The organism is Croceibacterium salegens, from assembly GCF_009827435.1.
Lineage (GTDB): Bacteria > Pseudomonadota > Alphaproteobacteria > Sphingomonadales > Sphingomonadaceae > Croceibacterium_B > Croceibacterium_B salegens.
Genome location: NZ_WTYM01000022.1, coordinates 1 through 11,369, shown reverse-complemented (window position 1 = coordinate 11,369; position 11,369 = coordinate 1). Strand labels below are relative to the sequence as shown.

Here is an 11,369-nt window from a genome sequence, read left to right as displayed (position 1 = left end):
CATGGCGATTGTCGGCCTCGACCACGTCCAGCTCGCCATGCCGCCTGGCGAGGAGGAGCGGGCGCGGGCGTTCTATGTCGGTGTGCTGGAGATGGCAGAGATACCGAAACCGCCGCACCTCGCGGTGTCGGGAGGCTGCTGGTTCGAGCAGGCCGGGCTCCACATCCATCTCGGCATAGAACAGGACTTCCGCGCCGCGAAGAAGGCGCACCCGGCCTTGCTGGTCGACGACCTCCCGGCGTTTGCGGAGGCAGTCAGGGCGGGGGGCGTGGACTTCACACCCGGCAAGCCGCTCGAAGGCTACGTGCGCGGCGATATCGTCGACCCGTTCGGCAATCGCATCGAGGTGATGCAGAAGCTTTAGAGCAGGTCGAGTTCGACCTCGACCGGTTCGCCTTCCGCCAGGTCCTCTGCCAACCGCACCGGCTTCTTGATCGGCAGAAACCACCTACCCTGTGACGGGAACGCCGAAGTTTGCCACTCGCTCTCGCCGACCCGCACGGTGACCTTGACCGAACCGAACCCGCGCCGCTTGCCGAGTTCGAGCCGCCGCTCGAGCTCGTGACAGGTGACCTGCTCGGCCGCTTCATCGGTGAGGTGCACGAAACCGATCGGCGGCATGCCCTCCTCGATGATCATCGACTGCAGCGGCGCTACGAACCGGACGGTGGTCATTCGCTGGGAATTCGCCGGATCGGAGGTTGGACGTTGCAGATGTCGATCCCGCCGGCGGGATGGAGGTAGAATGGGTCTTGCCGGTTGGCGCGAACGTGGACGTAATCGGCGAAGCTCTGGCTGTCGCTGTCGAGGTATTCGAACTGCGGCTGGGGAATTTCCTGCAGCTCGCTGCCAAGCCGCACAGAGAGGATTGGCACCCGCTGCGAGGCATCCTCGTAGACGCCGTTCGTCCCGGTGGGCCCGCGAGGAAGGGTGGAGAGATACTCGATCCCCTCGATTACCCGGCCAACGACCGCGATGTTGCGGTCGAGCTGCCGCGGTGCATGGCCGATGACGGCATAGAGCTCGGAGCCTGTTCCTCCGCTACCGACCGAGCGGGCGACCCCGACCGAGCCGTAGCAGTGAGTGGGCCACACATCTCCGGCTTCGACGGCCACGGGCCAGCTATTCGAATGCGTCGTGAAGCCGGCATAAGAATCTCCTCGATTTGGCTCTGCGCCCGACGCCACTCGTTCCAATCTTTCCGCCTCGTTCACCATTATATCCCCGGCTTGGCGGTAGAGTGCGGGTACGTCGGACCAAAGTGCTGTGTATTGATCATCTGGCTGCTCGCTCACCCCCTCGGGCAGCGCCTTGCTCTCATCCACGTCGCCCCACTGGGCGACCCAATTGTCGACCACGCGGTAAACGCTCGTCCCGTCCCACCATTGCGCCTGGGCCAGCTTGCGGATGTTGCCGACCCAGCCCTGGCTGAACGGGGCGGGGACGAGTTGTATGACCACCCGGCGGGGCTTGCCGGCAGCGTCCGGCGCAAGATCCATCACGAGCAGGTCGGCGGGATCGATCCGCTTCCAGTCGCTCGCCGGGGCGGCTGCCACGACCGAGGCCGGCGTGGGCGGTTCAGTCTCCTGCGCGGCGGCTGGCGAGGCGAGGGTGAGGGCGAGCAGAGATGCTGTTATAAGGCTTGGCTTCATGCGCCGCACGGTGCCCTCAACCAACGGCATCCTCAAGAGCGTGCATGTCGTCGTCCGACAATCCGAAGTGGTGGCCGACCTCGTGCACCACCACGTGAGTAACGAGGTCTTCGAGCGTCACGTCGCCGCGCTCGGCCCATTCGTCGAGAAGCGCGCGACGGTAGAGGAAAATGCGATCGGGCATCGTGCCGCTGTGCTCGATGCTGCGCTCGGTCAGGGCGACGCCTTCGTAGAGCCCGGAAAGCTCGAACGGATCCTCGATACCGAGGTCGGCGAGCACCTCGTCGCTGGCGAAATCGTCTACCTGCAGAACGATGTCGCCGATGTGGCGCGCGAAGTCGTCCGGCAGCCGCTCCAGCGCGGCGCGCGCGAGCATTTCGATTTCGTCGGCGGACGGTGGCATCCCAAAGTTGCGATTCATCGCGGCTGTGTGGTCCGGCTCGCTTGCCATGGCAAGCGGCTGCGGCTAGGGCGCGCCTCGCCCGGACGGCATCCTGCGCTCAAGTAGCGAAGCGGTAGCGCGAAAAGGCACGCGGAGCGGTGGCCGAGTGGTCGAAGGCGCACGCCTGGAAAGTGTGTATACGGCAACCCCGTATCGAGGGTTCGAATCCCTCCCGCTCCGCCACCGGGCTTAAGAAAAATACGATATATAAAATACTTAAATGCATACGATCTTTTCGAGGCCAACAAAACGACCAACAAATGATCTTTTGTTGATGTCTTGGCTAGTCAGGGCCGTCCTCATCTGCGGTTGGCTGGTCAACGGTGCAGTCCCGAATGAAGTTCGTCACTCGGCACGCATCGGAATGAAGCAGCTAAGATACCGCGATGAGTGGGAAGGATACGGCATATCGCTCGTGTCATTCCTCTTTCGCGGCCATCCTTCAAAGTTTTGAGGAGCGTATTCTCAAATTTGTCCAACACCATCGAAATGACAGGACCCTTGTCCCAAGGGTATGCCTGCCAAATTACGCAATCAACTCATTGAGTCCAGCCTGACTCAGTATTGACCTTATCATCGCAGAAAATTCTTCCCCTTTTTCTGTTCGCTTTCTTATTCTAGCTGCAATCACGTCGCCTAGAGGCGTTCCCTTGTGTTGGGTATATCGCTCAACTTTATCGTCAATGTCACTAATGGCCTCAATCTTTCTCATCATAAGCGTGGTTCGCTCACCGCTATCCAAGCGAAGATACTTGACCGTAAGCTCCGCATCGGCTTGGCCAGCCTGCCATCCAACCATCGGTCCGCGATGCAACAATAGCGCTTCGACATCATCGCTGTAGGGATTAATGAACTTCTGAAATTCGTCGTAGACCGCACCCTTCAGACGATTACACTCAGGGCAAGCTATTGTTAGATTATCCCACACGAACCTCTTGCTAGGGTCATATGAAACGGGAATGATATGCTCGATATTGCTAGGCGCAACGGGTCTCATTTTTGCTTCACAATATATGCATTTTTCCCCGGTTTCTTCGTGTAATCGATTTTTGATTTCGTCATGGCGATACCTATACTTATTAGTATAGGTAGGATTTTCATCGACCAATTTCTGCCAGTTGGCCGCATTGTCCGTTAGCACCTGCGGCTCCTGGAGCTTCTGTAGTTTCCTCATTGCGACGCCCCATATTCCGCAATTGAGTCGCCAATGCCTAGCTCTTCTAACTGGTTCATTAGAAATGACCCCCGCTGCTCATCTGGCATTCCGTCCGCCATCTTGAGCAATTCCCTAATTTTCGCATCCACCCAAATCGGCAGAACCGAATCTACTTTAAGCACATCACGGAGAATGGAATTTGGTGTTGCCGACAGGTCAGCAGCTTCCAAAATTTCTGAATGAATGCGACTCCGGGGCCCGTCTTCGCTGGTTCGCTGTAGTGAAACTACTGTGGCCTCAGCAAAGCTGCTAACAATGAATGGGCTATGGGTCGCGACGATGAATTTCACATGCGGAAACGCAGTGAGAAGATTCGGCAGGAAGGTCTTTTGCATGCTAGGGTGGAGATGATTTTCGGGTTCGTCGATTGCGACAACGAATTCAGTTTTTCCAATTCCGAAGCAATATATTTGCCATACTATAGAAAATATCGCGTTTATTCCTCCTGACATACTATCAATTGAAAAATCTCCAGTTTTGGTCCGCAAGACAATGTCGGGCGACCGAATGATCAACCTTTCAAAGCCTAGGTCCTGGGGTAGAGCCTGCTTTAATGCCGCTTCAAATTCCTTTATCCTGCCCACGTATTCTGGATTGGCCTCTACGTGCTCTGAGCTTTCTCCAAATACCGCCAAAGCAATGATGTTTTGTTTCTGAGTGAGAGCGGGATTTCGCAGGTTTCCAGCGCTCATCATTGATTGTGAAAGAACCGAAAAGTAGGATTGGTAGAGCTGGCTTAGTGCGATTGGGTTTGTAGGAATGTCGTTGACAGGCGCAAAGACAGAAACCGGGCGATGTGACGGAATGTAGAGCCCTGCAACTTGCTGTATGCCGTTGTAGTCCAGATGATAATTCGCACCAGTGCGGGCTTTTGTGCTCAGCGTGCACTTTGCACCGTCGCCATATGCGATGGAGCCCACCTCGAAACTTCCTTCGGGCAACTCCTCGGTCTCGCTGAAGCTTTGAGGGTCGTAGATGTCACTGTAATAGCGTTGCGCGCGCTTCTTCCCTAGAAGGGGAGTGGAAACGAAGTGCAGATTCCAGCCAAAATGCTTCGATAAGATGGTGAGGAGTGTGGTCTTCCCTGAACCGTTTACGCCAGTAATTATGGTGCACGGACTCTCGAGTGGCACTTGCACGTGAGAGAACTGACGCCAGTCTCGAAGAATTACCTCCGTGAACATTGCCATAGTCATTCCATTCCCTGTTTTGCGCACACATGTTGGCATTTGTTTTATATATTTTCAATCAGTTCCCCCAAAAGGGTATACCCCACCGGAACATATGGCCTGGAACAGATTGCGTGTTCCATTAGGCTTGACTCCATAATTACGGAACACTTATGTGTAGGGTCTAGATCCTAACGGAACAGGAGTCGTTCCATGTCGAACATGATTGGCTATGCTCGTGTCTCAACCCGTGACCAGGACTGTGGCATTCAAGAAGAAGCCCTTAGGGCTGCTGGTTGCAATGTCATTAGAACAGAAAAGGTAAGCGGAACCAGCCGGTCAGGCAGGACCGAGCTAGAGACTGTTTTGGATTTCATCAGAGAAGGCGACACACTGGTTGTCACTCGCATTGACCGCCTGGCTCGCTCGTTACTCGATTTGGAGAATATCGTTTCTGAGCTTCGAAATAAGGGAGCCAATCTCAAGGCCACCGACCAGCCGATTGATACGGGCACCGCTGCAGGTAAGGCGTTCCTCCAAATGCTAGGCGTCTTTGCAGAGTTCGAAACCAGCATACGCAAAGAGCGGCAGATGGAAGGTATCGCCAAGGCCAAGGCCAAAGGCGTCTACAAGGGCCGCAAGAGGTCGATTGACCGGGAGCGGGTTAGGTCGCTGCATGATGATGGCATGTCGCCTTCAGCTATCGCCAGGGAAATGGGAGTTGGCCGAACCTCAGTCTATCGGGCTCTTGGTATGGTGGCGACTTAGCCGATGTCTTGATTCGGTGATTTCGATAAAAATGCAGTCCTTCCGCTAACGACCCCATTGCGGACGTTGCCACGCATGCGACGAACTGGCATTTCAAAATGGTGAGGGACGCCAACTTTGAGAGCCTAGGAGCAATCGTGTCGCTCGTAGAGGGCCACGCGATGCTGCATGCATCACGCGAAGAGCCAGTCGATGACGTTGATAGCGGATGGCAATTCAGCAGCCATCCCCAAGGTGGCGGCGAAGTTGTCGATGCTCAAACTTGGACGATTGCAGAGGTTCTAGCGACTTGGCCTTCGCTGGGTTCGATAATCAATCTTCCTCCTGGCACAGTCGCATCGCGTGCGTCCTACCGCGAGCAGTGGGAAGTCCAAATCAATTAGCGGACAGTCCGCTTTCCACCCAATAACTGTCATTTCTTAGTGGCAGCTTTTCTCCGTCCTCGACGCTGACCAGGTTTACGACCCAATCCAATTTGCAAAGCCAATTCTCTGCGCTTCTTAACATAATCGCTTGCGACCATAGGGTAGTCAGCGGGCAACCCCCAACGCTCGCGGTAACCTTCAGGCGTCAAGCCATGCGAGGTCATCAAATGCCGTTTGAGCGACTTAAACGGCTTGCCATCCTCTAGGCAGACCAGGTGGGATTTGGAGACCGACTTGCTAATTGAAACCGCAGGCTCTGCTTTGGGCTTCTGCGCATCTGCACCATGGCTCGATAATGTTTCGAAGACCGTAGCAAGCAGCCCGCCTACACCAGCCGGCTCAACTTTGTTGTTTGCTACAATTGCGGTGACGATTTCCGCAGTGATTGAAACCAAGGTTTCCCTGGCCATAGTTCCGTCGTTAGCCAAGTGCCCCTCCCTATTTACGCAAAGCCCCTACTTGCTGCGAGTATTCACCTTAATAAATTTGCTTAAAGTTGAGTCAATATACTTAAACAGATTTCGCCCTCAATTAGAGCGCTCATGCTTGGAGTGTGAGGTTTGAAGAGAATTCAGGCCATCACTGAAAAGGGATATGAACGGATCGCCCAAAATTTCTCTAGGACTTCGCAATAATAGAGAGGTTATATATTTTGAATTCTAAGGCGATTTGAGCGCGTTTACGAGAATTTGGCTACCCTAACTCATAAAGCAAGTAAAATCTCCCTGTATGGCACTTTAAATCGATTTTATAGGCATAATACGACGTAGGATAAATGTTTAGATATTATTGATTATAACAAAATCTGTTAAGTTTGAACCAAGTATCAATAAGATGAATAGTCTTTTCTTTCTTACAGATTTTTGGTATGATTGTATTCACTGACGACGCTTACCTTGGCTGGAACGTCACTAAATCATCTAAGCCAAACGCTCTTGGCGAGCTACATCGCCAAAGCCCTCTACATTGTTGATATCCTAGCTTGCGAAGGCATTCCGCCGATGTGCGGCAGGACTCGGGATGTTTCAGGCTTCCGTGATCATACCCTTAGAAGACACGGCTAAGGTTCATACCGGGGGAACTTTCCAAGCCGTAAGGCCTACCCTCCGACCCTCCTGAAGAGCGAGACTTTAGCTCCAAGGAACAACCCAACGTATGGGCTGATATTCAGTTCTAGTCCTTTTCTGACTAGGTATCACGGGTGGTGGCTCACCTTCTAACCTTTCAAGGGTTAGACTAAAAAGCAGTTGGGCTAAACGGTATGTAAAAGAGTCTCAAAAGGTAATATTCTGTTATGGGTAGTGTAAAAGCCAACACTGTATATCACCCTAACGGAGGGTGGAGGTATGCAATATGGAAATACATACCTCCAGTAGTATTACGATGGTATAATCGATTCAAGGGAAGATTTAATGTCCCTTAGATGACTTCTTACATTGTAATCATCATTGTTGATGAGAGTATCGTTAATATCAGAAATGATGTCATTGATGGAATCTACGATTTCGTCGAGTTTCTTGTCTGAATATTTGTCCATTGTATTAAGCTCTCAAAGCAGTTGAATTGAGGTGATATCCTGCTGTCCCGCTAGAGCTGATTGCGGACAGCTAAAGGGCGGCAATTCAACCATTCATCGATGTCCGTTTGTCTCCACCCGACTGCCCTTCGGGATAGGCAAATCGGGCGAGGAAATTCGCCCTTTGCCATCATGGCGTAGATTGAGCTTCGGCTAAGGCCGACAAGTCTTTCGACTTCAGGGCGCCTAAGAATGCGGAAGCTGGGGGGCGATTCGTTAGTCATGGCGCGGAGATAGGGCGCGTGTAGAAATGTCGCAAGAAATATTAATACATATTCTTAATACAGGAGTATTGTATATTTCCAAATAAGCTCGATTTATTGTTACTCTATTATGTATTCCGACCATTCATTCATTATTGAACGACGTTTCTCTAATAGGTCACTTCTTGCATATGCTGCCTCAGCTTTGTCTTTTATCACGTGGGCGAGCGCAAACTCCACCACTTCTCTTGCATGATTTGTTTGTTCGCTTGCCCACATTCTAAATGATGCGCGAAATCCATGGGGCACACAGCCAACGCGAAGTTCCCGCAACAATTTCGAGAAAGTGCTGTCTGACATGGGTTTTCCTGTTGGCCCCGGAAAAATCCAATCTGCCTCTTTGAGGCGATAGCTTATTGCCGAATTCAGGATTTCTAGTGCTTTTGGCGACAATGGAACACGATGGGACTTCTTGGCCTTCATCCTCTCACTAGGAATCGTCCAGGTTGCCGATCGAAGGTCGATTTCTGACCAACGCGCTAGCCGAGTCTCACTTGAGCGTGTTGCAGTAAGCACAAGGAATTCTAGTGCGAGCTTGCTCGTGTCGGTGGCATCGCTTTCTTTAATCACTGCAAGCGCATGTCTAACTTCGGAGTAGGGTAATGCTTTGTGATGTTTGACCGTCGAGCGGTCATGCTTTGGTAGCGCTCGTGAAATTGCATCAGCTGGATTGTCACTTCGCCAGCCTTGCGCAATCGCCCACTTGAGAACCGTCCCTATCCTCTGTTTGACGCGACGGGCAGTCTCAGGATTCGCAGTCCAAATTGGCGTTAGAACGGCGAGGATGTCGGCACTATCAATTATGCTGACTTTCTTATCGCCGAGCTTGGGAAAGGCATAGACTTCCAAGCTCCGAATCCATTGCTTAGTGTGCTTTCCGTTTCGCCATGTGGGCTCGGAAATTCGGTAGACCTCCCTAGCGGCCTCTTCGAACGTCAACAGCGCTTCCTGACGCCTCTTTTCGGCAAGTGGGTCGCCGCCGCCTCTTGCAACCTTTCTTTGCTCTAGGGCGCGTTCCCGAGCCTCAGCGAGCGATACAAGGGAAGCGGACCCCAAGCCGATGTCTCTACGCTTGCCGTTGACTGTCAGTCGCTGGACCCAACGCTTTGCGCCCGACGCTTCGACCTTCAGATAGAGGCCATGACCATCACCATAGAAGCCTCTCTTGGCTATGGTCTTTACCTGCATCGCGGTTAGGCGCTTTTCAGCGTGGGGGCCTGTCGGCTTGTTCATAGTCGTCCAACATATCGTCCAACATTTGATTCGGGAATATCGAAGGCTCGGCTGGAACGCTATGGAACGATGCCGTTGTTAATTCGATAGTATTTAATGAGTTTGGCACGCTCTGGAATTACTCGGAACGGATGACGTTTCACTCCCGCTCCGCCAGCTAGTCAGCTGAATTGTCTCTGTTTTTCCAGAACATCGATTCAGATCTGGATAATTCGACAACCGTACCGATGCTTCGAACAGGCATGATCACAACTTGAAAGGGAGCACTTTCAGTCTCTTAGTGATCCTCGGCCGTAATTCAGTCGACACTTTCGCGGCTCAGCAGAGTAAGACCGAATTGATTGTTCGAATCCAACTCGGTCCGTCTTTGGGCAAACCGTCTGGTGTGGATTCAGCCAATTGCCCAGGATTTATGGAGCTGAAACACCAGCAAAAGTTTGTTTCCGCGTCGAGTTGGCAGGCTTCCTCTCTCTGGTCAGCAACCATGTAAACTACGGAAGCAGGCCTTCTTGATCTACCTGGGCGGGCGGAGCGGTCGACTCTCTAACCATCAAGCTTAAAGGCAATTCGAGCTTCCGTTCAGGTGTTTCGCGTCCGCTGGCAAGCGCCACAAGGTACTCGATCGCCCATCGCGCCATGGCCCGAATGGGCTGGCGCACGGTCGTGAGCGGCGGCCAGATGAAACGCGCCACTACGGAATCGTCGAAACCGACTACCGAGATGTCGTCAGGCACACGAAGCCCGAGCCGCGTTGCTGCCACGATCACTCCAGCCGCCATGAAGTCGTTCGCGGCAAATATGGCGCTTGGCCGGTCCGGCCGACCCAGAAGCGCCTCGCCAGCAGCGAGCCCTCCCGAAAAGAAGAAATCGCCCGGGTGCAGGAAGACCTCTGCCCTGCCCCCTATCGCATACTGGAACGCCAAGGACCGAATGCGCGCGGCGATATGCGATTCCGGCCCGCATACCACCCCGATCCGCCGATGGCCGAGAGCTAGCAAATGCTCGGCCACCTGCGCGACCCCATCGATTTCGTCGATCGCAACCGAAGGAGACCGGTCGACTTCGATGCCCGGCATTAGCCGAACGTAGGGTAATCCCATATCCTCAAGCGCTTGCAGCAGTACAGGTCTGTCGGACGAAGGGGGAGCGAGCAGCACGCCATCGAGTGAGAACTTCGAAAATTGAGCGCGAAGGTCGTCAGGATGGTTGCCCGAGTGGGGATCGTACGGCTCGACCAGGAAATGATAACCGAGTTCGCGGCACGCCTGCTGCGCGCCGGACTGAAGGTCGACCAAGTAAGGCGCAAAGTACGTGCTTGAACTTTCGTCACTCAAGTATTCTGACTGGTCGAGAAGCATTGCGATCGTGTAGCTGCGCTTCCCGGCGAGCGCGCGTGCTGCGAAGTTGGGATGGTAGTCCAGTTCCGCCATCGCCTCGAGAACACGATCACGCAATTCGGCCGTAACGCTGGTATTGTCGTTTAGAACCCGTGAAACGGTCTTGAACGACACTTTCGCCTTCTTGGCTATGTCTATGATCGTTGGACGCCGTTTCTGGGTCGCCATTTTCCCCCTCGTTCCTCGCTCCTCTCTTTATATGGCAGCAATTCTTGTCTCGGGCCAGCCACTGGCATAATTCAATGACTGTCGCCCATACAGGAAACCTATTCGGTCGCACCGGCCTGACCCAACCGCTCGAAACCAGTGTGCTGTTCCAACCGCCCACGGGTAGCATACGCTAGGATTTGCTCTTCTGGCTGCTCGCCCGGTAGCTGACGCTAACGACGTAAGATTTCGCAACCGGCCTTTACGCGATGCCAGTCCGCTCAAAATCCACCGGCAGTGCTGTCCTTGATCAAGTGCTGCAATTGGGGTGTTACCGGCTGCTCCGCTCCTGGCATTCAGCACTCTCGCTGGAGTAGTCACTAACTGGGTCGTTGGCCGACTGACATCTTATTCTGACTGCGCATCTAGAAGCTGACTGTCCGAAAGCGGCCCAAGAGCTGTCATCCAAGCTTGAGGAAGTATGCCCCGGCTGAAGCCGGGGCAAAGTTGTCAGGGCGATCATCATGTGATCAACCCTTCGGGTCGCGCGTAAAACCCTGCATCTTTGTGCTTTTGACGTCTATAGCAATTTGGTGCGTTGACCTCATTTCGCGGTTGGCGACCGCAATTCGGCCATTTTCCGAGTAGACGTCTTTGGAGGGCCTAGATCCGCAAATTGGATCCTCAGCCAGCGCGTCCAAGATTATGCTTCTCGATAGCTGCGTGGTCAGCTCTCGGTGTTGGCCTTCTTGCGGGGGCTGCGGCGCTGGCCTGGCTTGCGGCCGAGGCCGATCTTTTTCGCCAGTTCGCGGCGCTTGTCCGCGTAATCCGGAGCCACCATTGGATAGTCGGCCGCCAGGCCCCAGCGCGCGCGATATTCATCGGGCGTCAGGCCATGATCGGTCATGAGGTGGCGCTTGAGCATCTTCATCTTCTTGCCGTCTTCCAGGCAAACAATGTGATCCTTCTTGACCGACGTGCGGATCGGAACAGCCGGTTCCGGCACGGGTTCGGCCGCACCGCCTTCGCTACCGAGACCCAAAAGCGTCGAATAGACGTTTTTGATCAGCGCGGAGACATC

General features: G+C 53.9%; 12 protein-coding genes and 1 tRNA gene. 3 read left to right on the top strand and 10 right to left on the bottom strand.

The window, feature by feature from the left end; genetic code table 11:
- Position 1 precedes the first annotated feature (1 nt).
- Positions 2-364: a VOC family protein gene (locus GRI89_RS01260; RefSeq protein ID WP_159791464.1), complete on the top strand. Its 363-nt coding sequence runs from the start codon at positions 2-4 to the stop codon at positions 362-364.
- Here the strand turns inward: GRI89_RS01260 and GRI89_RS01255 are convergent.
- Genes GRI89_RS01255 through GRI89_RS01245 form a run of 3 tightly spaced genes read right to left on the bottom strand, consistent with a single transcriptional unit; the run spans position 361 to position 2,073 of the window.
- Positions 361-675, bottom strand: a complete 315-nt coding sequence (locus GRI89_RS01255) for a DUF1905 domain-containing protein (RefSeq protein WP_159791463.1) — start codon at positions 673-675, stop codon at positions 361-363. The genes GRI89_RS01260 and GRI89_RS01255 overlap by 4 nt on opposite strands.
- Positions 672-1,652 (bottom strand): peptidylprolyl isomerase, encoded by a 981-nt coding sequence (locus GRI89_RS01250; protein ID WP_159791462.1) that lies wholly within the window; start codon positions 1,650-1,652, stop codon positions 672-674. Before GRI89_RS01250 ends, GRI89_RS01255 begins: the two co-directional genes overlap by 4 nt.
- A 16-nt stretch (positions 1,653-1,668) precedes the next feature.
- Positions 1,669-2,073: a metallopeptidase family protein gene (locus tag GRI89_RS01245; RefSeq protein ID WP_159791461.1), complete on the bottom strand. Its 405-nt coding sequence runs from the start codon at positions 2,071-2,073 to the stop codon at positions 1,669-1,671.
- A gap of 113 nt (positions 2,074-2,186) precedes the next feature.
- Here GRI89_RS01245 and GRI89_RS01240 point away from each other — a divergent pair.
- Positions 2,187-2,277 (top strand) — tRNA-Ser (locus GRI89_RS01240).
- A gap of 343 nt (positions 2,278-2,620) precedes the next feature.
- Here the strand turns inward: GRI89_RS01240 and GRI89_RS01235 are convergent.
- Positions 2,621-3,235 (bottom strand): HNH endonuclease, encoded by a 615-nt coding sequence (locus tag GRI89_RS01235; RefSeq protein ID WP_159791460.1) that lies wholly within the window; start codon positions 3,233-3,235, stop codon positions 2,621-2,623.
- Positions 3,236-3,264: 29 nt separating this feature from the next.
- Entirely contained in the window at positions 3,265-4,500 is a 1,236-nt protein-coding gene (locus tag GRI89_RS01230) for an AAA family ATPase (protein WP_159791459.1), read from the bottom strand.
- Positions 4,501-4,692: 192 nt separating this feature from the next.
- Between GRI89_RS01230 and GRI89_RS01225 the strand changes: the two genes are divergently transcribed.
- Complete coding sequence (locus GRI89_RS01225; RefSeq protein ID WP_159791458.1) at positions 4,693-5,247, top strand: recombinase family protein; 555 nt, start codon at positions 4,693-4,695, stop codon at positions 5,245-5,247.
- 412 nt (positions 5,248-5,659) lie between these two features.
- Here the strand turns inward: GRI89_RS01225 and GRI89_RS01220 are convergent, their stop codons facing one another.
- From GRI89_RS01220 to GRI89_RS01200, 5 genes are all read right to left on the bottom strand, one after another.
- The gene (locus tag GRI89_RS01220) at positions 5,660-6,100 is read right to left on the bottom strand and encodes a MucR family transcriptional regulator (RefSeq protein ID WP_328598018.1); all 441 of its coding nucleotides are present in this window, start codon (positions 6,098-6,100) and stop codon (positions 5,660-5,662) included.
- 1,159 nt (positions 6,101-7,259) lie between these two features.
- A complete protein-coding gene (locus GRI89_RS01215; RefSeq protein WP_159791457.1) occupies positions 7,260-7,472 on the bottom strand; it encodes a helix-turn-helix transcriptional regulator in 213 nt (70 codons plus the stop codon).
- A 99-nt stretch (positions 7,473-7,571) separates the two neighbouring features.
- Positions 7,572-8,744 carry a tyrosine-type recombinase/integrase gene (locus tag GRI89_RS01210; protein ID WP_159791456.1) on the bottom strand — a complete coding sequence of 391 codons (1,173 nt, stop codon included), beginning with the start codon at positions 8,742-8,744 and terminating at the stop codon, positions 7,572-7,574.
- Between the two features lie 491 nt (positions 8,745-9,235).
- Positions 9,236-10,309, bottom strand: a complete 1,074-nt coding sequence (locus GRI89_RS01205) for a LacI family DNA-binding transcriptional regulator (protein ID WP_159791455.1) — start codon at positions 10,307-10,309, stop codon at positions 9,236-9,238.
- 706 nt (positions 10,310-11,015) lie between these two features.
- Positions 11,016-11,369: MucR family transcriptional regulator (locus GRI89_RS01200; RefSeq protein ID WP_159791454.1), on the bottom strand; the 354-nt coding region annotated here is incomplete at its 5' end.

Bases quoted from the DNA above. Each gene is read 5' to 3' on its own strand.
- GRI89_RS01205 (WP_159791455.1), bottom strand. From the start codon at position 10,309: ATGGCGACCCAGAAACGGCGTCCAACGATCATAGACATAGCCAAGAAG.
- GRI89_RS01250 (WP_159791462.1), bottom strand. From the start codon at position 1,652: ATGAAGCCAAGCCTTATAACAGCATCTCTGCTCGCCCTCACCCTCGCC.
- GRI89_RS01225 (WP_159791458.1), top strand. From the start codon at position 4,693: ATGTCGAACATGATTGGCTATGCTCGTGTCTCAACCCGTGACCAGGAC.
- GRI89_RS01230 (WP_159791459.1), bottom strand. From the start codon at position 4,500: ATGGCAATGTTCACGGAGGTAATTCTTCGAGACTGGCGTCAGTTCTCT.
- GRI89_RS01210 (WP_159791456.1), bottom strand. From the start codon at position 8,744: ATGAACAAGCCGACAGGCCCCCACGCTGAAAAGCGCCTAACCGCGATG.
- GRI89_RS01245 (WP_159791461.1), bottom strand. From the start codon at position 2,073: ATGAATCGCAACTTTGGGATGCCACCGTCCGCCGACGAAATCGAAATG.
- GRI89_RS01215 (WP_159791457.1), bottom strand. From the start codon at position 7,472: ATGACTAACGAATCGCCCCCCAGCTTCCGCATTCTTAGGCGCCCTGAA.
- GRI89_RS01260 (WP_159791464.1), top strand. From the start codon at position 2: ATGGCGATTGTCGGCCTCGACCACGTCCAGCTCGCCATGCCGCCTGGC.
- GRI89_RS01255 (WP_159791463.1), bottom strand. From the start codon at position 675: ATGACCACCGTCCGGTTCGTAGCGCCGCTGCAGTCGATGATCATCGAG.